We start from the raw sequence: 24,350 nt of genomic DNA on the forward strand, positions 1-24,350 counted from the left end.
CAATTGCTATCCTTCAAACATGCTTTATAAAACAAAATTCATGATTTCACCTTCAATAGTTAGCGAAAACCCATTCTCTTATGTAGGATTATACGTTATACTACTATTTATAGAAAATTTTAAAAAGGGAGGCTATTCCGCGTCTTGAGTGGTCAGACTATTGCCACTACAACTTCGAATGTTGCTTATTTGCGACAGATCCCCATCGTTAAACGCTCATGAGCGTGCTCTTCTTTCTTAAGGAAAGCAACGAAGACTAGACATTCACAACTACAACTCCGATTCACAATCGAGAAAAGAAAGAGAGCGTATTATGGAACCTATTTACTTAGCTGTATTTTTCCTTGCCCTTGTTGCTCTAGGAGAAGTTCTCTCTATCAAATCAAGAGCAAAAATTCCGACATTACTCGTCGTCATCGGGGTCGTATTCATTTTACTTCAAGCCGAAGTACTTCCGCCTGAATTCATTGAAGCAACGACGTTTGTTGCCTTCGGAAGTATGCTCGTCCCTATTTTAATCGTTCACTTAGGAACGATGATTCCTCTCTCTGTGATGAAAAAGCAATATCAAGCCGTCATTATTACTGGAATCGGTTTACTTATTTCAGTCGTTTCAGTATTAACGATCGTCACTCTTCTGTTCAACTACGAGACCGCAGTTGCAGGAACTGGTCCGATTACAGGCGGAATCATTGCCTACTTAATTACTGCAGAAGGATTACGCGCTGCCGGTTTGACAACGCTTGTTGCCATCCCGGTTACGATCTTCGCTTTACAGAACTTCATCGGAATGCCATTAACATCGATTCTACTTAGTCGTTATGCAAAAAGCATTCGTACCGATACCGACAATCACCATTACGCGAAGCTTGCTGCAGCCACAGATCAAAAGAAACAAGCAAAGAAACTACTCATTCCTGAGCGCTACTTAGAAAGTAACTTTATCATCTTATTCATTCTTTTCTGCGGTGGAGCCTTAGCAGTATTCCTTGACCAATTAACTGGAATTAATGCCAGTTTGTTCGCGCTTGTCATTGGTGTGACTGGAACGGCTTTACGTGTATTCCCAGAAAAAGCGTTAGAGCAAGCAAATAGCTCAGGAATTACCATGGTTGCACTATTTTTCGTCGTCCTTGCTTCCCTCGTTGGGGTGACTTGGAATGAGATTGTTGCCTCGATCGCTCCTGCACTAGCAATTATGTTCATCGGTATTACGGGACTTGTTCTAGGAGGTTTAATCGGAGCAAAAATCTTCAAATGGAAACCAACAAAAGCAATCCCTGTTGTTCTTACCGCACTTTACGGTTTTCCAGGTGACTATTTGATTGTCGAAGAAGTCGCAAGAAGTACAGGTCGTGACGAAGTGGAACGTAAGCGAATCATGGACGAACTTGTAGCACCTATGTTGATCGGTGGATTCACATCTGTAACCGTCGGATCGATTGCAATCGCGAGTATCTTAATTGGAACATTATCTTAGGAGGGTTTAATGATGACAAACTATGCCATTCAAAACGTCACAGTTATTGACGGGACAGGTTCACAAGCGAAAGAAAATCAAACCGTGATTGTTAAAGACGGAAAAATTGAACAAATCACCTCAAGCAATACTACATTGGATCCCTCATTTGAGGTCATAGATGGTGAAGGGAATTATTTACTTCCAGGCTCATTGACACTCACGTTCATATGGCCATGCAAATGCGTAACGTCCAAGATACGCTATTAACACCGTTCTCCTTTCGTTTTTACGAAAGCGTCGGTTACTTGAAAAAGACATTACATACGGGAATTACGACCGTCCGCGACGCTGGTTTTGCTGATGTTGGGATGAAACGCGCCATTGATCAAGGACTCATTGAAGGACCAAGAATGCAAGTGAGCATTAATCCTCTAACGATTACAGGTGGACATGGCGACAATTGGAACGTGTCTGGTGTCGATACGACGTTCCCTCACTATCCAGGTATGCCAAGCGGATTATGCGATGGCAAAGAAGAAGTACGTAAAGTCGTACGTCAAATGCTTCGCGCCGGTGCAGATGTCATTAAAGTCCATGCAACAGGCGGGGTATCAAGCCCGACCGACCACCCTGAATTTACGCAGTTTTCTCAAGAAGAACTCGCTGTAATGGTCGAAGAAGCAACATTTAGAAATGGCATTAAAGTTATGGCCCATGCACAAGGTGCAGAAGGAATAAAAAAACGCCATTCGTGCAGGCATTCATTCAATTGAACACGGCATTTTCATTGATGACGAAGTCATTGAACTGATGCTTGAAAATGGAACGTATCTCGTGCCTACATTACTCGCGCCAGTAGCCGTGCTTGAAGCAGCTGAACACTCCAACACGATGGCACCATTTGCTATCGAAAAGTCGAAACAAGTCATCGAAACCCATAAAGAAAGCATTCAAAAAGCTTATGAAGCAGGCGTGAAAATCGCAATGGGTACAGATGCCGGCGTATTCCCTCACGGCATTAACCTTCGTGAATTAGGCCTAATGTGCGACATCGGTATGAGTCCGATGGAGTCCATTGTCGCAACAACAAAAACAGCCGCTGAATGCATGGGCTTAGGTGATGAAATCGGTACCGTTGAACCGGGTAAAGTCGCTGATTTAATTCTCGTTAACGAAAACCCGCTAGAGCGCATCCACGTTCTTGAAGATGAACAAAACATCCCATTCATTATGAAAGACGGGAAAATTGTTAAGCAGACATCTTAATACGTAGTGAAAGGAGAAGCTAATTCGATAGCTTCTCCTTTTCTTTTAATACTTCACAACACCAATAATTAAGATCAAAGCGACAATCGTCGGGATCGATAATACGAGCGCCGAAACCATAAACGTATTCGCCCAACCATGATCTTTGTCTTTTAAGTGCATGAAATAGTACAACTGTAAAAACAATTGAATGAACGCCAAGAAGATAATAAACGAAATGACAAAGCCTGGAGGTGCAACTTCTGCACCGACTGCAATAAAAGCGAGAAACGTTAATGCAATCATAAACGCAAAGGCGATAAATTGAATGCGCATCTCTCGTTCTGTTTTTACTTTCTCTTCGTTTGTCATTGCGCTTTTCTCAAATGGCTCTGATAAGTGGTCGGCCATATTCGTCAACCTCCTCCAATACCCATGAGATAAACGACTGTGAAAATGAATACCCAGACAACGTCAATAAAGTGCCAGTACAAGCTAAACATATAGAACTTCGGAGCGTTCGTGAGCGTAATCCCAGCACGGTTATAACGAATGAGCAACAACAGCACCCACCCTAGGCCAAACACGACGTGTGCACCGTGCAAACCGACGAGTGAATAGAATGAGCTAGCAAATGCACTCGTTGAAAAGCCTAGCCCATAATGAACATACTCCACGAACTCATAAATCTCAAAGCCAAGGAAGGCAACACCGAGGAAAAAAAAGTGATCCACATCCACAGCTTCATTTTCTTAAACTGATTCTTCTTCATCGCCGTAATTGCAATGACACTCGTTAATGAACTCGTAAGTAAGATCATTGTCATAATAAATACGAGTGGCATATGGAATAGATCAGCCGCTTCAGGTCCACCAGCCGTACCGTTACGAAGCCCGAGGTACGTTCCAAAAAAACGTGGCAAACATCGTCACTTCACCAGATAGGAACACCCAAAAGCCTACGAATTTATTTTTTTCCTTCTAATGTTGCCCGCTCGGGATGAGCTGGCAAACCTTTCGAAACATCAACGGTTTCGCTCATCTGCTAACGCCTCCCGTTCCATAGCCTCAACGTTTTCTTTTGTAATGTGATAACCGTGATCTTCTTTCCATGAGCGAACAGCCATTGATCCGAACATCACGAGCAAGCCAAGCACAACTACGATATACGGATTAATCCAAGCATCCATATGTTTCATGATTAGCCCGAAACCTGCGATAAAAGAGCCAAGTGCAATCATAAATGGTAAGAATGAACCGTTCGGCATGTGAATATCACCAAGTGGTTCTGTTGGTTTCATTTTTCCATCTCCGTGGATCTTTTCATAAAATAAAGGATCTAGAGACCTTACTTGAGGAACTTGTGCAAAGTTATACTCCGGCACAGGTGTGTGTGTCGCCCACTCCAGTGCACGGCCATCCCAAGGGTCATCAACAGGATGATTCGGTCTTTTCTTCGCTGAGTAGATGACATTAATTAATAACAAGATGATCGCAACCCCTTGCATAAATGCACCAATCGATGAAATCAAGTTCATTCCATCCCAACCTTGGTCAGCAAGATAGACGTTCACCCGACGCGGCATACCAATTAGACCAAGAATATGTTGAATAAAGAATGTTAAATGGAACCCAATGTAAAAGATCCAAAACATCCATTTACCGAGTGTCTCGTTTAAACAGTGCCCAAACATTTTCGGGTACCAATAATACGTCGCACCGAGGAGACCGAGCACAATCCCACCGAGAATAATGTAATGAAAATGGGCAACGACAAAGTACGTATCGTGGTACAAATGCGTCACCGGTGACATGGCGAGCATGATCCCAGTTACCCCGCCTAATACGAATGTCGGTACGAACGAAGAAGCACAGAGCATCGCTGTTGTAAAACGAAGCTTTCCACCCCACATCGTGAATAGCCAGTTAAAGATCTTAATCCCTGTCGGTACACCAATTAACATCGTTAAAATGGCAAAGATTGAATTCGTAATTGGACCGAGATTTAGCGTAAACATGTGGTGAACCCACACCATGAATCCTAAAAACCCGATGACAATCGTGGCAAATACCATCGCTGTATAACCGAATAAACGCTTCTTCGAAAATACAGGGATAATTTCTGAAATCATTCCGAATGCCGGCAATACAAGAATGTATACTTCTGGGTGACCGAAAATCCAGAAAATGTGTGGCCAGATGACCGCATTCCCTCCTGCTGCTGCTAAGAAGAACTGTCCATCAAACATTCGGTCAAGCATGAGTAACGCTAACCCTGCTGCAAGTGGGGTGAACCCAAAAACGATTAGCATTGATGTAATAAACGACGTCCAACAAAACAACGGCATTCTAAGCAAGGTCATCCCAGGGGCACGCATAGTAATCATCGTTACAATAAAGTTAATCCCTGAAATTAAGGTTCCAAATCCCGAGATTTGTAGACCGAGAACGTAGAAATCGAGCCCAATACCAGCATAATCTCGACTCGATAATGGTACGTACGCCGTCCATCCTGCATCTGGCGCTCCCCCAAAGAACCACGATAAACTCAGCAATATACCGCCGAAGAAGAAAAACCAAAACCCTAACGCATTTAAAAAAAAGGAAAAGCAACGTCTCTCGCTCCAATTTGCAATGGAATGAAGTAATTCATGAAAGCAAAAAGCAACGGTGTTGCTGCCAAGAAAAGCATGATCGTACCATGCATCGACAACAATTCGTTGTACGTTTGTCCGGTTACAAACGTATTTTCAGGAATCATAAGTTGAATACGAATTAAAATTGCCATAAGCCCCGCTTTTCCAAAGAATAACGTACCGGCTATTAAGTATAAAATCGCAATTTTTTTTATGATCCACAGTCGTAAGCAAGTCCCATAAAAGACTTTTCTTAAGCGTATGTGCAGCCTCTCTGACCATAATTACAGCCCCCTTCAAACAATTCTCTGAACAGTTTGCCCCGAGACATCGGCATTATGCATCGTTCTTTTTAGACAAAAATAAATAACCCCTTCCAATGCGCGCAATCATTGAAAGGGGTCATCCAGTTAGAGAAAATCATCCCAATAAAGGACTAATCCTTGTGGTGCCTTGATGTTTTAAGTCAAGACAATACTAGTATGAGAACGTCCACCGGATTTTATACGTACGAGTTGCATATTCATGCTATGATGATGAAAAAGGGGGCAAATTTATGTTACCGTCAAGTGCAAAACGGATGACGAACGTTGAATTTTCGAAGATCAGAGAAATCTCTGCGAAAGCTGCTGAACGGGCAAATGCTGGCCATGATGTGTTCCGCCTCACATTAGGAGAGCCTGATTTTGATACACCAGCCATCGCACAAGCTGCTGCGTTTGAAGCCATTAAAGCAGGCGACACCCACTACACCCCAAACACCGGAATCCAAGCGTTACGAGAAGCTCTTGCAAGCAAATTATCAAATGGAAATGGCATTCCCGCCAAAGCTGAAGAAATCATCGTCACAAACGGAGGAAGCGAAGCGCTATTGGATACGTTCCTTGCCCTTTTGAATCCTGGAGACGAAGTCATGATCCCGAGCCCAGCTTGGCCGAACTATGACTCTGCCGCTCATCTGGCTGGTGCAACACCGGTACACATTCCAATGGAAAGTGAAAACGGAAAATTCATTTCACCTATTGAACAAATAGAAGCGTCGATTACACCGAACACGAAAATTCTTGTCGTCAACACACCACATAACCCGACAGGCGTCGTTCTCTCAAAGGAAGAATTGCAGGAACTTGCAAACTTAGCAACAAAACATAACCTTATTGTCATATCCGATGAAATGTACGAGAAAATCATCGCAGATGAAACACCACATTACAGTATAGCCAGTTTTCCTGGCATGGCAGAACGAACGATTACGATCAACGGTTTCTCGAAAGCCTATGCGATGACAGGCTGGCGTGTCGGTTATTTGCACGCTCCAACCGCCTATTATCCGGCAATTTTTAGAGTCCACCAATTTAATACCGCCTGTACTCCTGGGTTTGCCCAGCAAGCTGCCCTTACGCTTCTAAAAGATGGTGAACGGGCAGTCACTGAGATGAAAGAGTCGTTCCAACGACGACGAGTGCTACTACAATCTGCGTTAGAAAAAGCGACGAACCTTACGGTCATGGAAGCAACAGGCGCGATTTACTTATTTGTTCACGTTCAGCACAATGACTCGAACATACGCGACTTTGCGCTTCGTTTGTTAGATGAAACGGGTGTCGCTTGCGTTCCAGGAACTGCATTTGGAAGCGCAGGTGAAGGGTATTTACGATTGTCTTACGCGACATCTGAAGAAGACTTACTAGAAGCTGCTAAACGTTTAGTCGCGTATGTCGGATAAAGACATGGTATAATAACGTGCAATCGTCTAGCGCGGAGGTCAAGTATGGATCCACAACTAAGAAACGGAATGATTTTTGTATTCATCGGACTCGTTTTGTTATTTCTAACATTCATCGTCCACTTCTCTTTATGGTTATGGGCAATGATCGTTGGGGCGAGTTTTGTCATTAATGGCGTCGGGGTCGTTCACCTCATTCGTTATATCCGGAAGTTATAATCATAAGAAGACCATCCGTTTTTATACGAATGGTCTTCTTTTTTTATCGCTTATTCATATCATTTGGAGCAAAACCTTGGCGCTCATTACGATTTAATTCATGAATGCTCTTCATTTGATCATCACTTAGCTCAAAATCAAACACATGTAAATTTTCAATGATTCTCGCTGGTGTAACCGACTTAGGGATGACGATGCGATTCTGTTGTAAATGCCAACGGAGAATTACTTGAGCTGGAGTACGACTTACATCTTCCGCAATTTGCACGATTGCAGCGTCTTGTAAGCTATCTCCCCCTTGGTTTAAAGGCTCCATGCTTCCACATAAATGTTATGTTGATCGCAAAACGCTCGCAACTCTTCTTGCTGCAAGTACGGATGGCACTCGACTTGGTTTAAAGCAGGAACAACTTCGCATTCATCGAGAAGACGTTGTAAATGATCAATTTCAAAGTTACAGACGCCGATTGCTTTTACTTTGCCTTCTTTATAAAGATGCTCAAGGGCGCGATAGGTTTCGACGTAATCATCAAACTGTGGCGTCGGCCAATGAACCAAATACAGATCTACATAGTCAAGCCCGAGCCGCTCAAGACTGGCTTCAAAAGCTTGTAACGTCTCGTTATATCCGTGATCACTATTCCAAACTTTCGTCGTGATAAACAATTCTTCACGCTTAATTCCTGAATTTCTGATCGCTTCCCCTACACCCGCTTCGTTTCCATAAACTTTCGCTGTATCGAGTGAACGATAGCCCGCTTCTAATGCGCGCTCGACCGCAGGAATTACTTTATCATTCTCAACTTTCCAAACCCCAAAGCCTAATTGAGGCATCTTAACGCCATTGTTTAATGTTACTTCGTACATCTCATTCACTCCCTCTCATTCTAATACGCCAAAATTATAGCATATTGTAGAGAAGTGGTCTTAAATAACGAATGAGTTCCTTATGATGCTCTTGAAGAAATTGCCGAATGTTCGCTGAAGTATTTTCTACCGTAATCACTTCTTCGAACTCTGGAACCTCTCCTTTATTCCTTAACTGTTCATTGTGCCTGTTCACCCGTTTAACGAGCTGATCTTTCGTGTACGTCGAATGAAGCTGAAAAACTATTGCAAGCCATCCCTTACGATCTGGGAATACCAATTTATCTGCAAAAAAATGCTTTAACCTCACAGTCGTCTTTTACATGAATCCCTAGTTCCTCTTCTACTTCTCGTATAACGTTACTGACCACATCAATCTCGTTTAACGACACATCTTCTTGATCAATCCCACCACCTGCACACTGAATAACACCCGGCTTCGCCGTTTGACCTCCCATTCTTCCAAAGAGAAGGTAACCGTCTGATGAAACGACAAACGCAACAGGTGCAAGGATTGGACACGCTTCTTCTTTAGATAAACGATTGTTTTTAGCATATAAATGATGTGCATAATCTGTTTCCTTCATCCCAATCGTTAACTCGTCTGCCGTTAGCTTTATATCATTCATCCGATACAATGTTCCTCGAAAAAATGTAGTGTCTTTATTAATTTCTTGCCAATGTTGTTCGATCTTACGTTGCGTTTCTTCTGAGACATGTACTTTGCCAGCTCGGATTGGAAACTGCATCATTGTTGGTGCTTTTATGATGTTAATGTGGTCATTCATCGCTCTTCACCCTTCGTTATTCGTCTCGTAAACCCCCTTGCCATAAATAACTATCTTCAAGCGCATTTCCTAACCGTAACAACAACGCTTCATTACCCTTTTGTGCCATTGCTTGTACGCCGATTGGCAAACCGTTCTTACACTGATAGACCGGAAGTGAAATGGCAGGTTGACCTGTCATGTTAGACAGTTGCGTAAATGGTGAATACGTTAAGCTCGGAAGAAACATCTCGTAAATGAGGGCTTGTTGTTGTAGTGGGTCCGACTCATTTAAGCGCTCGATCCATTTTTCCTTGTCCTTCGTTGAAGGGGTCAACTCTCCAATCTTAGGTGCGTGATCTGCTGTTGCAGGAGTTAGATACAAATCATACGTTTCATGAAAACGAACCATTCGAACGAGCGCATCATCCCAACTAGCGATGCTTTTTGAAAAATGATTCGCACCTATTTGTCTGCCTGCAGTTGCTAGCATCCACGTCTCCAATTCACAATCTTCTTCAGTGATCGTAATGCCCGTCGTCTTCTCAAGCGAATCCAGGACATTCGCCATTTCACCACTATTCATCACATAATAACTTTCCATCAAGTTCGTGCCATCAATCCCTGGTGAACAGTTCTCTACATAATGACCTTCCCGTTCAAGCCAGTAAGCCACTTGTCTAACAGCTTCCTTTGCACTCTCACTTACCTCCGTACCGACAGGGGATTGATCACTCCAGGCAACCTTTAACTTCCCTAATGGATTCTTAAAATCTTCTAAATATCGACCTTCAAATAACGGGATTTGAAACGCCGTTTCTAGTTGAAATGTTTGCAATTCGTCTAGAACCGCTGCACTGTCTCTCACTGAGCGGCTCACTACAAAGTCAATGGCCGCTCCTTGCCATTGTCTTCCTACACCAGGACCAACAGGCATTCTCCCTCTCGTTGGCTTTAGCCCAACGAGCCCTGTCCAAGATGCGGGAATTCGTATCGAACCACCGCCATCACTTGCCGCTGCGATTGGAACAATCCCAGAAGCCACCGCTGCTGCCGCACCACCACTAGACCCACCGGGTGAATATTCCTTATTCCAAGGATTCCGTGTCGGCCCATGAATCGTAGGTTCAGTAATATTCTTAATACCAAGCTCAGGAGAGTTCGTAAAGCCAGTAAATAAAAATCCTGCGTTTCTCAAACGGTTAACGTAATGACTGTTTCGCTGTGCGACACGTTTTCTCAATAACGTCGATCCTGCATCAATGACTTCTCCCTCTAGCATATGTGAAAGATTCTTGAGCAGTAACGGCACTCCGGCAAAACGAGTGTCTCGTCTCGTATACTCCGCTTCCGCTATCACTTTGTCATAACGTTCATGAACAATCGCATTTAGTTCGCGGTTCTGTTGTTTGGCGCTCGCAATACTTGCTTCCACAACTTCCTTAGCACTCCAATCACGGCTTTTTAGCTTTTCACTCAATGCAATGGCATCCATTTGCCTATACTCTTGCTCCATTCTTCGCCCCTCCCAACCGAATCTTAACTTGTTATTCTCTACCCGAAAGCGTACATGGGGAATCTTTCACTTTTGTCGTTCTAAAGTTACTACACAATTCGCCAATTGATTTACGTTATCCTCTGTCTCACCTTCAGTCATAAAAAATAAGAACTCTACTCGAAATAAATTCAAGTAGAGTTCTTATAATTATGCCGTGACTACCTGACCTGGATCAGCTTGTTGATCTTGTCGTTTCTTTCTCATCTTATTGATGACAATTAAGAGGACAAACAATCCAATTCCAAGTAAGTCTGTATAAACTGAAACGTGAATAAAGACAAGTGACGATGTTAACGCAATGATCCACTCATACCAACGGTAATTCGTAAATAGATAACGTTGAATAACCGTTACGAATACTAGAATACCGATAAGCGCGGTAAAGATCGCCCATACGATTTCATACCATGCATAAAGACCTGCGTTCTCTGGAAGCAATAGAATAATTGTGTTTGTTGCAAAGATAAACGGCAGGAGCAAAGCACCTGTATCGTATTTGAAACCTTGTACCCCTGTAATAATTGGATCGGCTTTTGCAATTCCTGAGATCGCATATGCCGGCAAGTTAACAGGTGGTGTGTCATCGGCAAGAACACCGTAATAGAGTACGAATAAGTGCGCTGCCATAATTGGCACGTTCATTTCAATCAGTGCCGGCGCAACCATGGCGGCTAAGATGACATAGGTTGCAGTTGTTGGTAAACCGAGACCAACAATTAAACAGGCGATAAATGTAAAAAAATAATGCAAGCAATAGGTTGTCCCCTGCAAAACCAACAATGATTGTAGGTAGTTTACCAGACAAACCTGTAAGGTTAATAACCCCGATTAAAATTCCTGCTGTCGCACACGCTGTTACAACGGTAAGTGACTTACGAGCTGACATTTCAAAACTTACGACGAGCTCACGCACACCGAATTTAACAGGTGCAGATTCAATTTTGTATCGCTTTTGGAACAATACGAAGAAGATACATACAAAAATTCCAATTGCGATCATTATTGAGATCTCAATGTGCCATCCTAGTAATACGTGCATAAGGTAAGAGATTCCAGCGAGAACGGCTGCAATTAATAACCCTGCACCAAAGCGCTCACGTAAGCGGTGGGCGAACACCGCAACGGTCAGTAACATAACAATTGAGAAGAATGCCGCGTTAAAGACTGTATTTCCAACGAGCACAAAATATACGAGTGCTAGAATTGGAATAATTAAGTAACCTTGTTGCAATAAACTTCTCTTGGCAGGAACAAGCGTTGACTTATCTAAACCTCTAATGTCATTTTTTACAGATTCAATGTGGACCATCCAAAGAATGGCAATATACGTTAATACGGCCGGGATTAAGGCTGAGACCATAATCTGAGCATAACTATACGGTGTATACTCGATCATTAAAAATGCGGCTGCACCCATAACTGGTGGTAAAAGCTGTCCACTCGAGGACGATGCAACCTCAATCCCTCCGGCAACTTGCGGTTTAAATCCTACTTTCTTCATTAAAGGAATCGTAAACGTTCCTGTCGTTACTGCATTGGCTACGGAACTACCTGAGATCGATCCCATAAAACCAGAACCAACAACGGCAGCTTTCGCTGGTCCACCACGATAGTGACCAACCATACGAAGGGCAAGATCAATAAACATCTTACCTGCACCCGTTGCTTCTAAAATTGCACCAAACATAACGAAGATAAAGACGTAGTTCGCTGATACTGAAAGTGGTGTACCGAGAATCCCTGTACTCGTGTACATCATTTCATAAATAAACGTATCAAAGTTTGCACGGCTATGTGAGAATGGCGGCGGTAAAAGGTTTCCAAAGAAATAATATGCTATAAAACAGAGCGCAATAATAAGTAATGGTTTACCGACAACTCGTCGAGTTGCCTCAATAATTAATAGAATCATGATGACGCCCGCGATCATATGAATCATATCCATACGACCTGAAAGAATTGCTGGTGATGTCTGACTGTACATAACAAACAGACCAACAACGAGCGCAACACCTGCTAATAAGAAGTCATACCATACGATGGTTTGCTGACTTAACCCTTTTTTCCGCGGGAAAATTAAGTATACGAGAACTAACCCTAAAATCAAGTGAATAAACAAATGTTGCCTTGTTCCTACAATTAGACCAAACCCTGCAGTATAAAGATGATACGCGGCCATCCCAACACATATTACTAAGATTAGTAATGCTTTCCAGCCGAAGACTTTCCGATCACTTCCTTCGACCTCTTCTGTATCTGGAAGGTCTGCGGGGATTTCGACCTCTGTCGCATCGACAGCGCCTTTGAATTTTTTCTTATCCAAATCTGACATGGTCATCCTCCTGTAACCTCAATTGTTAACTTCCGTACATCCTCCGGCAATTCTGATAACACGATGATCTCTTCATCTTCATATTGAAAGGTATGCTCATACATGTTCGAAGGCATTAAACGAATCGAATCAATCTCTCGACTTGAACTCGGAACGATAAAATACCCATCAATCATTTCCATTTGCTCATTTTCAGCATATGGAATACCTGCACCAAAAGACTTCGTCCATGTTTCCTTCGGAACAATGATGTAGTCTTCATCAATCATAAAAATCTCGCGAATCGGTGTTTTCATGACAGAATGGATGTACTCATGATAAAACTGCGTACCCGGTGCCACTTCATAGTTAAAAAGCACTTCACCGGTTTCATTTGCAACAATTTGTAGCCTCGGTTCACGCTGACTTGTCATCATGAGTAGAACGACAATAATCAGACTAGAAAAAACGAGGAGAAGAGCTAGTAATCGCCCTCCTCGTTTAGAAACCGTATTATTGATTTTCATCATAGAATTGCTGTGCACCTGGGTGCAATTCAATCGACATTCCATCTTGAGCACTGTCTAAGCTGATGAAGTTACCAGCATTATGAGCATTTGAAAAAGTTTCTTCATTTTCAAAAATCGCAGTTAAGATGTCATAGACAACTTCGTCTTCAAGTTCAGCTTGAGCAATTAACATCGCTTGTACTGCAAGCGTATTAACTGGAGCATCTAAACCGTATGAATCTTCAATTGTATACTCTGTATAGAACGGGTACTCATCAAGTAGAGCTTGAGCAGCATCTGCTTCTACATCAACGAGTGTAATATTTGCTTGTGCAGACAATGCTTCAATTGCCCCTGTTGGCGTACCTGCTACAATAATAGCCGCATCAATGTTGCCATCTTGTAAGCTGTCAGCTGCATCACCAAAATCTTGGTATTCAACACTAAAGTCATCATATGACATACCGTGTGCGTCTAAAATTTGGCTTGCTACTACCTCTGTACCTGATCCAACATCACCAACAGCAACGCTCATTCCTGCTAAATCGCTAACTGTCTCAATACCTGAAGATTCAGTTGCAACGATTTGGATGACTTCTGGATAAAGAGTTGCAAGACCGAGTACGCCCTCAACTGGCTCTTCGAAGAAATCGTTTCCACCTTGTTCTGCATAATAAGCCGTATCATTTTGCGAAAAGGCAATGTGACCGTTTCCATCTGCAATGTCGTTAATGTTAACAACGGATGCACCTGTTGAGAAATGCGCTGCATCGTGACTATCCACATGGTCGTTAATCACTGTTGCTACTTGGGCACCAAGTGGGTAATAAGCCCCTTGTTCTCCACCCGTGAGGATTTCTAGTTCATCTTCAAAGTCACCACATGCCGCGAGCAATGCTACAGACGCGCCAGCGACTAAAGTCGTACCAAATAACTTTTTCACAATAATGACCCCCATCATGTAGTAATTCGGAATTTTTTTCTAAATAGATACAAATAGATTCCTCATTAACCCTACCATGATCTTTATCCGCTTTTAATTAAGTATTTATTATAGATTTATAATCTTTAATTATAAATATTGACTTGCTATACTTGAAAACTCATCTTTTGCAATGCCGACAACTTCCCTAGTGACTTGAGGTGTATAGGGAGTATCTTCCCAGATCATTGTTATTGAACTCATCAATACCTGGTCTGAAAGTCTCACCGATTTTACTGAATCATTTCTAAGAAGTTGAACCATGTCTTCTGGCATAAGGGTCACACCTAAACCGTGACTGATTAATGTTTCAATAGTCATAATTTCAGGACCACTACAAATGGTATTCGGTACAAAGCCAGCCTGCAAACAGGCTCTTTCTAATAAATAATATAGTTCTGGTGAGTTTTTCGGGTGATAATGGATAAATGGTTCATCTTTTAACTGTTTTAAATCTAGTATGTCGTCATTAGCAAAACGATGTTCTTTTGAGACGACCGCCATTAATGGGTGTTGGCTTAACTCATAAGTACTTAGATTTTCTTGATCTAGCTCGTTCGAATCCGGTGACATGCGCACGAACGCGATATGGCTCTTTTGTTTCTTGATTGACTGAATTGCCACTTTAGAAGTTGTTTCATCTAAGTAAAGTTCAGCGTCAGCATTCGTCTCTCCCATCCGCTTCACGAGACTTGGTAACCAAAGGTTAGCAGCAGACGGTACGGTAGAGATGTGAATGATTGCTTGAGGTACTTTTTTTGAGTGTTGCAATTTCTTCGATCGTGTTCTCGATCTTATTAAACGATGGCTTTAAATTTTCATAGAGAAAAGCACCTTCATCGGTTAAGGTTACACGCCTTGTCGTTCTTTTCAGTAATTTAAACCCTAACTCTTTCTCCAGCGATGAGATCTGTTGACTAAGTCCAGGTTGACTCACATGCAAATGCCTCGATGCCTCACTGAAATTCAACGTACGAGCTACTTCAAGAAAATATCTAAATCCTAATAAGTTCATTTCCTTAATCACCCTTTATAACGATATCTCGCAAGCCCCCATCCATCATTGTTACAAGACCTACTTGCTCTTGCCACGCTAGAGACTTTCCTACATTTACAATCATTGATGCGGTTGCCGTGTCACCAAATATTCCATTAGGAATAAGTAATTGCACATGATCATTCCCTTCAACAGAAATTGCATCTTGAGACTCTACACCTGCTGCCATTTTTAATTCGAGTTCGAGTGTTATTCCTTCTTCTGTGACTGCACTCATCTTCTGAAGCTGCCCGGCGACATCTCCAATTTCCAGATCGATCCAAGGAAGAGACAATTTCTGCTCAAGTAAAACAGGTTGTAACGATGCTTTAACTGCTTGAATCGTTATTCCAAGACCTGCTGCCAACATTCTTAATGATTCTTCCAAACCGACATGCCCAATCGCATTGTCTTTTGCAAGTTCTTCAAACGCTTCAACTGTCTTGCCAATGCCAACTTTCTGCTGAAGAGGCACGCGACGCTTACTCGCATCAACATGACGTTTGATTTGAATACGTGTAATTCCATCGGTTACAGTGCTCGCAACGAGCGGGAGTGTATCCATAACAAAACCAGGGTTAATACCAGTCCCAATGACTGCTTTCCCTTTACGTTGCGCATATTGATCGATTTCAGCACTAAGCTCTGGATAACGATGCCAAGGATAGAGAAGCTCTTCACACGTGGATACGACATGAAAACCGTGATCAAGAAGCTCTTTGATTTGAGGCCAAACCGAGGGAAGATGCGAACCCGTAGCATGAACTGCGACTTTATGATCGTAAGCACTTACAATATCTTGTAATTTCGAAATATTAGCATGAATATGACGATTAGTAGGGGCTTCACTGACAAGTTCAGATAGTGGCAAGTCTAATTTTTGTGGATCAAGATCGACACCACCAACAACCTCTATATGTTCTTCCAGACTGCACTTCTTAAGAATTTCTACTCCAATCGGACCTAAACCAAATGATACAACTGCAATCTTTGACATCTAACAAGCACCTCGTATTCTTTAAAGTAGTACGAGGATAGCATATATTAGCATTAAGTATAAATTACTATTAATTATAACTCTATAACAGAAATCATTTTCTTGCAAATGCTTACAAAACTACGAATGCTCATACTTTATTTGTTAGAATTTGTGAATGGAGGTGCTTTTATGACAATTACGAGACTCGATCATATCCTATTTTTAGCGTCCGTGTTTTGCTTTTGGCTCGCGACTTACATATACGTACCGATCTTTAGTTTGTACTTAGAACAGATCTCTTTTCCTTATGCAGCAATCGGAATTATACTCGGTAGCTACGGAGTGTTGCAAGTTGCTTTACGCTTTCCACTAGGGGTTTTATCCGATCGGCTACGATCGATTCGTAAAGGGCTTTACGTGAGTGGGTTTGTGATCGCTGCAATTAGTGGCTTAATTCTCGTCTTTTTTTGATTCCTTCGTAATGGTGTTAATCGGTCGTCTGCTCTCAGGTGTTACCGCAGCGATGTGGGTGATGGCAACGATTCTTTATGCACAATATGTTCATCAAGACCAAGCAGGTAAAGCGATGGGAGCCATGCAACTTTTTACCGTACTCCCACAATTCGCGAGTATGCTAACGGCAGGTTTGCTCGTGGAATCTTTCGGTTGGCTCTCACCATTTTGGGTGGGCGTGGTTGTATCAATCATTGGACTTGTTCTCTCATTATTTGTCAAAGTTGTAGACCATGATGCAACTCAAGTTCAAACACTCCAAGCACATGAATATATCACTCGCACGCTCAAAACGAAGTCTCTATTGCCACTTGCAACCATTGCTCTTATTACACACGGTGTTATGTTTATTTCAATTTTTGGTTTCACACCTAATTACGCTGCTACACTCGGAATCAATGAACAACAAATGGTTCTACTCATGACGGCTTTTTTTCCTACCTCATGCACTTTCCTCATTAATGGTAGCTACCATACAACTCACAAGAAAAGTAGAGTTAACCATTGTATGAGCAGTCTTTTTCTGTCAGCGATTGCTTTTCTTACCGTTCCTCTGTCTACAGGTCTAGTTTCCATTAGTATCATTCATGCGATTATTGGACTTGCATTAGGGTTTGTATTACCAATCTGTTTGTCGCAAGCAGCCACCCTTGCTCCTCCATCGATGAAGACGACCATTATGGGGTTTTATCAATCGTATTATGCTGCTGGAATTTTCTTAGGACCTTGGCTGGCAGGTCTCATTGCTGAACACTATTCATTACCAGCAGTCTTTGTCTTTGCAAGTTTCACAGCAGTTGTTGGTGGGATTCTTACGATCTATTTAATCGTGCAATCAAACAAAACACGTGATTCAATAGAATCACGTGAGTGTTAATTGCGGATGCATCAATTTCAGATCGACTGTCTTCTTTAAGAAATACAACGCATAGTCGAGTTGACCAAGATCTTCATAGTACCGTGATATGAAAACGGTCGTATCATAATATACACGTTCAAGGCCAGGTTGAGATAAGAGCTTAAGGCCTTCTTCCACATAAGTATGATCTCTATAATCATGCAACCCGCGTAAAATGAGACAGATGGCTAATAGATTCTCATAATTGTTTGCTTTTGCCTCATATTCTGCATGATTTAACAATAAACGAGCATGGTGGTCTTGCTCTAAAAAGAAGTACGTGACAGCTAGAAGTATTTTCGATTGGACACCATCAATTGTTGTTGCGTATTCATCATCGCTAATCGCACGTTCAAAATGCTTAAGAGCTTCTTCGTAATTCATAGCCTTCATCGCATGTAGACCTGAAACCCCTAATACCCTTGGTTTCAAATCTCCCAAGTTTTCTTCAACTCTTAAAACCTCACTGATTAACTGGCTTGCTCTGTTTGTTTCTCCTAACCAGTTTTCAACATCAGATAAATAAATCTTGCAGCTGGCTTGAGCACGCTCATACCCATATTGTTGCTCATACAGCGTTAATGCTTTTGTTAATTGGAGATGTGCTTCTCCATACAAATGAAGGGAATAACAAGCTCGTCCAAATCGAAAAAGAAATTCTGCACGTTCGGCCGGATCATCGATTTGAGTTAACATATCTTCTGCACGGGAGAAATATTTAAATGCATTTCGATAATCCTTACTCTCCATAAGCGACTCGGCATGAAGATAATACGAAAAAAAATCTAATAGGCAATCCATTTCATCTGTTGGTTGAGGAGCATTGCTATAATACGGTAAGTTCAGCCAACGCTCATCGAGAAACTTATCGTGCTTAAACGAAACAAGCTGATAAAACGTGACGACCTTATGGTCCGGGAGCATTTGCTCAAGCATTCCAGAAACTTTATCTTTCAGCTGGACCGCAAGCTCACGATGGTTACGCTTTACCGCTTCATACCAGAGGTTAATTTCACCTCCAACCGTTGCCGGCGAATATTCATGCAACATTGATGTACCCTCCATGCCACAAATGTTTAGAATATTATAACACACAGAGGAGACACTCTCGTATTAAAACCTTGATTTATTTATTGCAATTGTTCGACATATCGTTTCAAAACTTTTACACCAGTCACACAATCCGCTAATGTCGTCCATTCATCCGGATGATGACTAATACCTTTTGCACTCCGTACGAAAATCATAGCCATAGACATTTGTGTTCCCATCAACATCGCATCATGCCCCGCGCCACTAGGAATTTCAATCGATGAAAACCCTTCTGCCTCTATGACTGAATGCAATCGATCCTTCGTTTCTTGAGATACTGGCACTGGCGCCACATTAATTGTTTCTTCGCATTCCAAGGACACATTCCATTCCTGAGAAATGGTGTTAGCAACTTCTTTTATTTCTTCAAATAATACATCTCTAGTCGGAGCAGTAATATCTCTTACATCCACAACAAGTGTTACTTTACCAGGAATGACATTCGCACCGTTCGGTTCAACCGTTAATTTCCCAACAGTTGCTACCGCGGTCTCACTATGTCGAATCGGCAAAGATGCAACTGAGTGAACGAGTTGTGACGCAGCTACAAGTGCATCTTGCCTCTGGTTCATCGCTGTGTTGCCTGCGTGCCCTGCTACTCCTGTGAAGGTCATTTTCCAATACCTTGGACCAGCTATACCCGAAACAACTCCTACCGGGAGATTGCGCTCTTCCAATACTTTTCCTTGCTCAATATGTAACTCAATGTAGTCACTTCCAGGTTGGAATTCACGCTTTGCTTTTGAAAAGGTTTGTGCGTCCAGTTGAATGGCCGCCAACACTTCCTCAAATGAATCACCATTAGCATCACGAAGCGCCATCTGTTGATCAAGATCTACTGCGCCAGTCATCGCACGGCTTCCTGTTAAGCCACTATTAAATCGACTTCCTTCTTCATCAGTAAAAATGACCACTTCATAAGCACGTTTTGGTGTATACCCTTCTGTTGCCCAAGCCTCAACGACTTCCAAAGACGATAGCACACCTAACGGACCATCAAAATGTCCTCCATTCGGAACGCTATCCACGTGCGAACCACTGATCACAGGTGGTAACGATGAATCACTTCCTTCTAATCTAGCAATGACGTTCCCAGCCTCATCTGAACGTACGCTCATGCCGGCATGTTCCATCCAACTTATAACAAGTTCTTTTGCTCGCTTTTCTCCTTCTGAAAAGCCGACACGATCACTCCCACCATCAGCTGTTAAACCAATTTCGGCAATCTTACTAAGTCGCTTGGCAAGTCGTTCACCTTGAACACCGAGAGCATCTTGGCTCTCAGCGTATTCAGATAATAAACGGTTATACAATGGTTCATACATTGTTACTTCAACTCCCTATCTTCTTCGTTATTGTCACTAGGTTATTCTGTAGGACGCGGTCCAGCATCAAGACCTTCAACGCTCGCTAGACGAATAGGGTTTACTGTTAAATCAGACTCAACTCTAACCTGACAAGACAGACGTATGGATTCGTCATCTACGTCTCTTCGCTTGCGAGCATCGATTTCAGGTTGCTCCATTGAACCTGGATCACCACTAATAATCTCACAACGACACGTCGTGCATTTTGCGTTCCCACCGCAACGATGCAAAATATCGACGCCGTTATCTTCTAGAGCCAGTACTAATTTTGTTCCTGCTTCTACTTGAAAGCTTCCTTTATCTTTTACCGTAACTGTTGGCATTCAAATCATCCCCTTTTTATGTATAGGCAAAATTCTATCATTAGATCAAAACATTGTATAACCGTTCTTTACCCTTATTGCTCTAATTTCATATCACCAAATTTAATTAAACGCATCTTACGCATAAGTTCTGAAAGGAAAAATGCGAGCAAAGCTGGCAATACAAAGTGAAACAACAAAATGAGAATAAACACATCCATCGTGAATCCCATTGATGTTAACGTCATGATTTGTCCAACAAAACCACTGGTCCCCATTCCAGCACCTTCTGCATTGTTAATCATCCCAAAATAAATGACAGCAATCGGTGCAAGTAGAATCCCTGTGACGGTTGGTGGTACTAGGATCCATGGGTTTTTAACGATGTTCGGTACTTGCAGCATCGACGTCCCAATTCCCATCGAAATAAGACCGCTCGTTCGATTTTCTCGAAAACTACTTACGGCAAATCCAATCATCTGGCGCAACAACCAATCGTGGCAGCTCCAGCAGCAAGACCATTTAAGTCAATCATTATGGCTATTGCCGCACTAGAAACCGGTGCTGTTAGTGCCAATCCCATAAGCCCTGCCACGACCATACTCATAATTAACGGTTCCTGTTCTGTTGCCCAGTTAATGAGCCCGCCAAACTCTCGCATAGCCGAGTCAATCGGCGGACCAATTAGCACAGCCACTGTATACCCGACCGCTACCGTCACAAAAGGCGTAAGTAAAATATCGAACTTCGTTTCCTTGCTTACGATCTTCCCGCACTCTACTGCAAGAACTGAAGCCAAAAACGCCCCGGCAGGACCTCCTAGTTCAACACCGGCGGCTCCACTAACAATCGCTGCAAACAATACCAGTGGCGGTGCACCAAGACCATAAGCGACTGCAGCACCAATTGCTGGACCTAACAGTCCCATCGCAAGCGTCCCCATATCAACGAGGAATTCAATTCCCAGTTGGTTTCCTAGCGTCTGGATGATCAATCCAATTAATAATGACGCAAACAACCCAAGAGTCATATAACTAAAAGCTGTAATAATGTACGTACGCCAAGAAAGGTCAATTCCTTTTCTCTTTAAAAACGCCCGCATAATTCATTACTTCCTTTCCAAATAGCTATTCTTTTCTCTATCATAACGAAAACTCCTAAAAACTATTATATAAATTTGTTAAATATTTCACAAAGTAGCTTATTAATCGTCGTTCGATGCACTTATGAGACGTGTGCATCCAGCACATACTACGATTAAAAAGCGCCCTAGTAAGCCTAAACATACGATTCATAACGGTTTATCTGTTATTGTCTACACCATAAGCATTACACGAGGAGGCTACAATAAATGATACACATCAAGCTAGATGACAACCATATAGAGGCCATGGATTGGGCAGAAGACGACCAATCGATCCACTTTACATTTCAAGTGCATTCAAATGACTATCATGCTGTAACGACACTTTTATATCGCCAACGTTTTCTTGTTACAATTCCCGATCAAAATCGTTCATTTAATGGGAGCATCATCAATTATTCAACGTCAATTACGAACTTATACGAACCCGACCAAGTCGGTACATTTTCACTCACACTGCAGAAAGAAGGAGATGTTCATGAAGCTTAGCGTACTCGATAGCTCCCCGATCGCGGCTGGAAAATCGTCACAAGAAGCTCTGATAGACTCTGCCACGCTCGCACAAGCTGTCGAACAACTAGGTATACACGCTTTTGGTTAACAGAGCACCATGATTTGAATGGACTAGCTTCTTCTACTCCTGAAGTGTTACTCGCCTGGATTGGCGGTAAAACGTCTCGCATCCGTTTAGGCACCGGCGCAATACTTTTGCCGCACTACAAGCCCTTTAAAGTGGCAGAAATTCATCATACACTCGCTACGCTCTTTCCAGATCGAATTGATATCGGTCTTGGCCGCGCCCCAGGTGGGAGCGCCGAAGTAACCAATGCCCTTAATGATAACTTCTTACAAGCTGTATATAAAATGCCGGACCTTGTTCAAGAATTACTAACATACATTGATCAAACGGTTACACACATTCACGCATCCCCTGTTCCAAACACACCACCTTCAACTTGGCTTCTTGGAACGAGCAAGAAAAGTGCTGAACTGGCTGCCAAACTGGGGATGAGTTACGCCTTTGGTCAATGGATGAGTGATACAGATGGAGCGGAAGCAATCGCTCTTTATCACGACCAATTTACACCGCGAACAAAAGGATCACACGCAAACTCAATGATGACCATTGCTGCCCTTTGTGCTGAAACGAACGAAAAAGCGATGCTCCTTGCAAAAAGCCTCTTCCTTTGGCAGCAACAAGTCAATCAAGGTTTTGGAAACGATGGGATCCCTTCAATCCAAGTAGCTAGTCAATACACGTTCAAATCCGATGAGCAAAAAAAAGTTCGAAGAATATGTACAAAAGATGATTATCGGTGAACCTTCGCTTGTTGCAAAAAAAATTGCTGAACTTCCAACTGAAGAAGTTATGATTCACACCCCCGCTCATGACGTGAACGATCGCATCCACTCCTACAAATTGATTGCAGATGCTATGAATGACTTATCCTTACCCCGTCTAAACTAGGAACTATAGCCATATCATTAACAAACGATACTCTGTGTCGAGGGGGATGAGATGAAAAAAAACGTATTTAATTTTTGGGGCAATCATCGCAACACTTACGTTGTGTATCGCTGTATTTCTTTTCTATTCCTACGGTACACTCACGAAAACGACTGACGACATTTACCGCCCCATTGAACGTACTCATCCTTCCGTCCACCGCCCAGAACCTGCTCTTGTTGAAGAGCATGACCCTATCTCGTTTCTACTCCTCGGCTTAGACTCTGAGGATGAAACGTTAGGTAGAACAGACACACTTATCGTTGCCACAGTCAATCAAACAACACCCTCCATTCAAATGCTCAGCATCCCAAGAGACACTCGCACAGAGATTATCGGTCACAACACCATCGATAAAATCAATCATGCTCACGCATTCGGCGGTGCTGATATGACGGTTGAAACGGTTGAAAGCTTACTCGATATACCGATTGACTATGTCGTCACAATTAATATGCAAGGCTTTACAGATTTAATTGACGCTGTTGATGGGATCACCGTTACGAACTCATTTTCTTTTGAATATGGGGGATTTGAATTTTTAGAAGGTCCAACTGAATTAAGCGGAGAAGAAGCTTTAGCATACGTTCGCATGCGCTATGAAGATCCTTTAGGTGATTCAGGGCGTAACATTCGTCAACGACAAGTCATCGAGAGCTTTCTTAAAGAAATCGTTCAGTTTCCATCGATATCAAAAATAAATGAGATCTTCACTACTGTTCGCGATAACGTTGAAACGAATTTAACACTTAGTGAAATGATTGATTTATTCGCCTATGAACCTTCTAGGCATCATATTGAACAGCATACATTACAAGGAACTGGAACGTATAAAGATGGGATTTACTATTTACTCGTCTCAGATGAAGAACTTGAAAAACAGTCCAATAAACTAAAAAAACATTTAGAGCTTTGAAGCTTTTCTAGCTCCAAATCCCAGCAAGGTCGCCCCCATTCACAGATGATTCATGCTATAATACTTTTTAATATTTCCTTTGAGGCAGGTGAGTGAAGATCTAGAATAATGAGTTGCACGTTTTTACAGGGGTGATGTTCCTGTTTATTTGTGCATAACATAATTGTCTATTTTGCTGTTCATTATTCAACATCTACAACAACATACTGCATAACAGAGGAGAATGTTTCGTTGAGTATAGGGATTAGCGCGACGCTGTTTGTCTTATTATTAATCGCCACTGCTTTTTTTTGTGGCGTCAGAATTCTCGATTGT

Annotated in this window: 25 protein-coding genes and 5 pseudogenes; 12 read left to right on the forward strand and 18 right to left on the reverse strand. The window is 42.3% G+C overall.

What is annotated here, in order from left to right:
- The first annotated feature begins 313 nt into the window (after positions 1 to 313).
- The 3 genes and pseudogenes from JCM19055_RS05105 (at position 314) to JCM19055_RS05110 (ending at position 2,728) form a co-directional block, all read left to right on the forward strand.
- Positions 314 to 1,480: a hypothetical protein gene (locus JCM19055_RS05105; protein WP_042358833.1), complete on the forward strand. Its 1,167-nt coding sequence runs from the start codon at positions 314 to 316 to the stop codon at positions 1,478 to 1,480.
- Positions 1,481 to 1,489: 9 nt separating this feature from the next.
- Positions 1,490 to 1,729, forward strand: a complete 240-nt coding sequence (locus JCM19055_RS31310; protein ID WP_370543007.1) for a hypothetical protein — start codon at positions 1,490 to 1,492, stop codon at positions 1,727 to 1,729.
- A pseudogene (locus JCM19055_RS05110) lies at positions 1,702 to 2,728 on the forward strand (amidohydrolase family protein). The gene JCM19055_RS31310 and the pseudogene JCM19055_RS05110 overlap by 28 nt, the downstream one beginning before the upstream one ends.
- 45 nt (positions 2,729 to 2,773) lie before the next feature.
- Here JCM19055_RS05110 and JCM19055_RS05115 read toward each other — a convergent pair.
- The 3 genes and pseudogenes from JCM19055_RS05115 to JCM19055_RS05125 all read right to left on the reverse strand — a co-directional run bounded on the left by JCM19055_RS05115 (position 2,774) and on the right by JCM19055_RS05125 (position 5,624).
- Positions 2,774 to 3,118 (reverse strand): cytochrome C oxidase subunit IV family protein, encoded by a 345-nt coding sequence (locus tag JCM19055_RS05115; RefSeq protein ID WP_042358834.1) that lies wholly within the window; start codon positions 3,116 to 3,118, stop codon positions 2,774 to 2,776.
- A gap of 5 nt (positions 3,119 to 3,123) precedes the next feature.
- A pseudogene (locus JCM19055_RS05120) lies at positions 3,124 to 3,748 on the reverse strand (cytochrome (ubi)quinol oxidase subunit III).
- Positions 3,732 to 5,624, reverse strand: a pseudogene (locus JCM19055_RS05125) (cbb3-type cytochrome c oxidase subunit I). The pseudogenes JCM19055_RS05120 and JCM19055_RS05125 overlap by 17 nt, the downstream one beginning before the upstream one ends.
- A 274-nt stretch (positions 5,625 to 5,898) precedes the next feature.
- Here JCM19055_RS05125 and JCM19055_RS05130 point away from each other — a divergent pair.
- The gene (locus JCM19055_RS05130) at positions 5,899 to 7,068 is read left to right on the forward strand and encodes a pyridoxal phosphate-dependent aminotransferase (RefSeq protein ID WP_042358835.1); all 1,170 of its coding nucleotides are present in this window, start codon (positions 5,899 to 5,901) and stop codon (positions 7,066 to 7,068) included.
- A gap of 45 nt (positions 7,069 to 7,113) precedes the next feature.
- Complete coding sequence (locus tag JCM19055_RS27110) at positions 7,114 to 7,287, forward strand: hypothetical protein (protein WP_193745061.1); 174 nt, start codon at positions 7,114 to 7,116, stop codon at positions 7,285 to 7,287.
- Between the two features lie 43 nt (positions 7,288 to 7,330).
- Here JCM19055_RS27110 and JCM19055_RS05135 read toward each other — a convergent pair.
- The 11 genes and pseudogenes from JCM19055_RS05135 to JCM19055_RS05185 form a co-directional block, all read right to left on the reverse strand.
- Positions 7,331 to 8,154 (reverse strand): annotated as a pseudogene (locus tag JCM19055_RS05135) (aldo/keto reductase).
- Between the two features lie 34 nt (positions 8,155 to 8,188).
- Positions 8,189 to 8,434, reverse strand: a complete 246-nt coding sequence (locus JCM19055_RS05140) for a hypothetical protein (protein WP_042358836.1) — start codon at positions 8,432 to 8,434, stop codon at positions 8,189 to 8,191.
- A 1-nt stretch (position 8,435) separates the two neighbouring features.
- Positions 8,436 to 8,942 carry an NUDIX hydrolase gene (locus JCM19055_RS05145; RefSeq protein ID WP_052365956.1) on the reverse strand — a complete coding sequence of 169 codons (507 nt, stop codon included), beginning with the start codon at positions 8,940 to 8,942 and terminating at the stop codon, positions 8,436 to 8,438.
- 16 nt (positions 8,943 to 8,958) lie between these two features.
- A complete protein-coding gene (locus JCM19055_RS05150; protein ID WP_042358837.1) occupies positions 8,959 to 10,437 on the reverse strand; it encodes an amidase family protein in 1,479 nt (492 codons plus the stop codon).
- A 189-nt stretch (positions 10,438 to 10,626) separates the two neighbouring features.
- On the reverse strand, positions 10,627 to 11,229 hold the full coding sequence (locus JCM19055_RS28585; protein ID WP_265181832.1) for a TRAP transporter large permease subunit: 603 nt from the start codon (positions 11,227 to 11,229) through the stop codon (positions 10,627 to 10,629).
- Entirely contained in the window at positions 11,123 to 12,811 is a 1,689-nt protein-coding gene (locus JCM19055_RS22850; protein WP_052365957.1) for a TRAP transporter fused permease subunit, read from the reverse strand. The genes JCM19055_RS28585 and JCM19055_RS22850 overlap by 107 nt, the downstream gene beginning before the upstream one ends.
- 2 nt (positions 12,812 to 12,813) lie before the next feature.
- A complete protein-coding gene (locus JCM19055_RS05165) occupies positions 12,814 to 13,320 on the reverse strand; it encodes a DUF1850 domain-containing protein (protein WP_042358839.1) in 507 nt (168 codons plus the stop codon).
- Positions 13,304 to 14,242: a TAXI family TRAP transporter solute-binding subunit gene (locus JCM19055_RS05170; RefSeq protein ID WP_052365958.1), complete on the reverse strand. Its 939-nt coding sequence runs from the start codon at positions 14,240 to 14,242 to the stop codon at positions 13,304 to 13,306. Before JCM19055_RS05170 ends, JCM19055_RS05165 begins: the two co-directional genes overlap by 17 nt.
- A 129-nt stretch (positions 14,243 to 14,371) precedes the next feature.
- Positions 14,372 to 15,052, reverse strand: coding sequence for a LysR family substrate-binding domain-containing protein (locus JCM19055_RS05175; protein WP_193745319.1), 681 nt, complete (start codon positions 15,050 to 15,052; stop codon positions 14,372 to 14,374).
- Positions 14,988 to 15,296 (reverse strand): LysR family transcriptional regulator, encoded by a 309-nt coding sequence (locus JCM19055_RS05180; RefSeq protein ID WP_042358843.1) that lies wholly within the window; start codon positions 15,294 to 15,296, stop codon positions 14,988 to 14,990. Before JCM19055_RS05180 ends, JCM19055_RS05175 begins: the two co-directional genes overlap by 65 nt.
- Positions 15,297 to 15,300: 4 nt before the next feature.
- Complete coding sequence (locus JCM19055_RS05185) at positions 15,301 to 16,314, reverse strand: hypothetical protein (protein WP_042358844.1); 1,014 nt, start codon at positions 16,312 to 16,314, stop codon at positions 15,301 to 15,303.
- A 171-nt stretch (positions 16,315 to 16,485) separates the two neighbouring features.
- On the opposite strand from JCM19055_RS05185, the gene JCM19055_RS22855 reads away from it, so the two are divergent.
- Both JCM19055_RS22855 and JCM19055_RS05190 read left to right on the forward strand, forming a co-directional pair.
- A complete protein-coding gene (locus tag JCM19055_RS22855) occupies positions 16,486 to 16,767 on the forward strand; it encodes an MFS transporter (RefSeq protein ID WP_052365959.1) in 282 nt (93 codons plus the stop codon).
- A 10-nt stretch (positions 16,768 to 16,777) separates the two neighbouring features.
- A complete protein-coding gene (locus tag JCM19055_RS05190; protein ID WP_081833460.1) occupies positions 16,778 to 17,686 on the forward strand; it encodes an MFS transporter in 909 nt (302 codons plus the stop codon).
- Here the strand turns inward: JCM19055_RS05190 and JCM19055_RS05195 are convergent.
- From JCM19055_RS05195 to JCM19055_RS05210, 4 genes and pseudogenes are all read right to left on the reverse strand, one after another.
- A complete protein-coding gene (locus JCM19055_RS05195) occupies positions 17,672 to 18,757 on the reverse strand; it encodes a tetratricopeptide repeat protein (protein ID WP_042358845.1) in 1,086 nt (361 codons plus the stop codon). The two genes, JCM19055_RS05190 and JCM19055_RS05195, sit on opposite strands and share 15 nt — an antisense overlap.
- A gap of 80 nt (positions 18,758 to 18,837) precedes the next feature.
- The gene (locus JCM19055_RS05200; RefSeq protein ID WP_042358847.1) at positions 18,838 to 20,124 is read right to left on the reverse strand and encodes a Zn-dependent hydrolase; all 1,287 of its coding nucleotides are present in this window, start codon (positions 20,122 to 20,124) and stop codon (positions 18,838 to 18,840) included.
- 41 nt (positions 20,125 to 20,165) lie between these two features.
- Positions 20,166 to 20,489, reverse strand: a complete 324-nt coding sequence (locus JCM19055_RS05205) for a 2Fe-2S iron-sulfur cluster-binding protein (RefSeq protein ID WP_042358848.1) — start codon at positions 20,487 to 20,489, stop codon at positions 20,166 to 20,168.
- A gap of 74 nt (positions 20,490 to 20,563) precedes the next feature.
- Positions 20,564 to 21,570, reverse strand: a pseudogene (locus tag JCM19055_RS05210) (PTS transporter subunit IIC).
- Positions 21,571 to 21,819: 249 nt separating this feature from the next.
- Between JCM19055_RS05210 and JCM19055_RS05215 the strand changes: the two are divergent.
- The 5 genes from JCM19055_RS05215 to JCM19055_RS05225 all read left to right on the forward strand — a co-directional run bounded on the left by JCM19055_RS05215 (position 21,820) and on the right by JCM19055_RS05225 (position 24,035).
- Positions 21,820 to 22,101, forward strand: a complete 282-nt coding sequence (locus JCM19055_RS05215) for a DUF3219 family protein (RefSeq protein ID WP_042358850.1) — start codon at positions 21,820 to 21,822, stop codon at positions 22,099 to 22,101.
- Complete coding sequence (locus tag JCM19055_RS28590; protein ID WP_265181833.1) at positions 22,091 to 22,213, forward strand: hypothetical protein; 123 nt, start codon at positions 22,091 to 22,093, stop codon at positions 22,211 to 22,213. Before JCM19055_RS05215 ends, JCM19055_RS28590 begins: the two co-directional genes overlap by 11 nt.
- Positions 22,214 to 22,227: 14 nt before the next feature.
- Positions 22,228 to 22,932, forward strand: coding sequence for an MsnO8 family LLM class oxidoreductase (locus tag JCM19055_RS22860; RefSeq protein WP_265181834.1), 705 nt, complete (start codon positions 22,228 to 22,230; stop codon positions 22,930 to 22,932).
- Positions 22,919 to 23,080, forward strand: coding sequence for a hypothetical protein (locus JCM19055_RS28595; RefSeq protein ID WP_265181835.1), 162 nt, complete (start codon positions 22,919 to 22,921; stop codon positions 23,078 to 23,080). Before JCM19055_RS22860 ends, JCM19055_RS28595 begins: the two co-directional genes overlap by 14 nt.
- Positions 23,081 to 23,180: 100 nt before the next feature.
- Positions 23,181 to 24,035: an LCP family protein gene (locus JCM19055_RS05225; RefSeq protein WP_193745320.1), complete on the forward strand. Its 855-nt coding sequence runs from the start codon at positions 23,181 to 23,183 to the stop codon at positions 24,033 to 24,035.
- Positions 24,036 to 24,350 lie beyond the last annotated feature (315 nt).

The organism is Geomicrobium sp. JCM 19055, assembly GCF_000698185.1.
Taxonomy (GTDB): Bacteria; Bacillota; Bacilli; order Bacillales; family Marinococcaceae; genus Geomicrobium_A; species Geomicrobium_A sediminis.

Excerpts from the sequence above, each read along its gene's own strand:
- JCM19055_RS05105 (WP_042358833.1), top strand. The coding sequence starts at position 314 with ATGGAACCTATTTACTTAGCTGTATTTTTCCTTGCCCTTGTTGCTCTA.
- JCM19055_RS31310 (WP_370543007.1), top strand. The coding sequence starts at position 1,490 with ATGATGACAAACTATGCCATTCAAAACGTCACAGTTATTGACGGGACA.
- JCM19055_RS05115 (WP_042358834.1), bottom strand. The coding sequence starts at position 3,118 with ATGGCCGACCACTTATCAGAGCCATTTGAGAAAAGCGCAATGACAAAC.
- JCM19055_RS05130 (WP_042358835.1), top strand. The coding sequence starts at position 5,899 with ATGTTACCGTCAAGTGCAAAACGGATGACGAACGTTGAATTTTCGAAG.
- JCM19055_RS27110 (WP_193745061.1), top strand. The coding sequence starts at position 7,114 with ATGGATCCACAACTAAGAAACGGAATGATTTTTGTATTCATCGGACTC.
- JCM19055_RS05145 (WP_052365956.1), bottom strand. The coding sequence starts at position 8,942 with ATGAATGACCACATTAACATCATAAAAGCACCAACAATGATGCAGTTT.
- JCM19055_RS05150 (WP_042358837.1), bottom strand. The coding sequence starts at position 10,437 with ATGGAGCAAGAGTATAGGCAAATGGATGCCATTGCATTGAGTGAAAAG.
- JCM19055_RS22850 (WP_052365957.1), bottom strand. The coding sequence starts at position 12,811 with ATGTCAGATTTGGATAAGAAAAAATTCAAAGGCGCTGTCGATGCGACA.
- JCM19055_RS05165 (WP_042358839.1), bottom strand. The coding sequence starts at position 13,320 with ATGATGAAAATCAATAATACGGTTTCTAAACGAGGAGGGCGATTACTA.
- JCM19055_RS05180 (WP_042358843.1), bottom strand. The coding sequence starts at position 15,296 with ATGAACTTATTAGGATTTAGATATTTTCTTGAAGTAGCTCGTACGTTG.
- JCM19055_RS05185 (WP_042358844.1), bottom strand. The coding sequence starts at position 16,314 with ATGTCAAAGATTGCAGTTGTATCATTTGGTTTAGGTCCGATTGGAGTA.
- JCM19055_RS22855 (WP_052365959.1), top strand. The coding sequence starts at position 16,486 with ATGACAATTACGAGACTCGATCATATCCTATTTTTAGCGTCCGTGTTT.
- JCM19055_RS05190 (WP_081833460.1), top strand. The coding sequence starts at position 16,778 with ATGGTGTTAATCGGTCGTCTGCTCTCAGGTGTTACCGCAGCGATGTGG.
- JCM19055_RS05195 (WP_042358845.1), bottom strand. The coding sequence starts at position 18,757 with ATGTTGCATGAATATTCGCCGGCAACGGTTGGAGGTGAAATTAACCTC.
- JCM19055_RS05200 (WP_042358847.1), bottom strand. The coding sequence starts at position 20,124 with ATGTATGAACCATTGTATAACCGTTTATTATCTGAATACGCTGAGAGC.
- JCM19055_RS05205 (WP_042358848.1), bottom strand. The coding sequence starts at position 20,489 with ATGCCAACAGTTACGGTAAAAGATAAAGGAAGCTTTCAAGTAGAAGCA.
- JCM19055_RS05215 (WP_042358850.1), top strand. The coding sequence starts at position 21,820 with ATGATACACATCAAGCTAGATGACAACCATATAGAGGCCATGGATTGG.
- JCM19055_RS28590 (WP_265181833.1), top strand. The coding sequence starts at position 22,091 with ATGAAGCTTAGCGTACTCGATAGCTCCCCGATCGCGGCTGGAAAATCG.
- JCM19055_RS28595 (WP_265181835.1), top strand. The coding sequence starts at position 22,919 with ATGATTATCGGTGAACCTTCGCTTGTTGCAAAAAAAATTGCTGAACTT.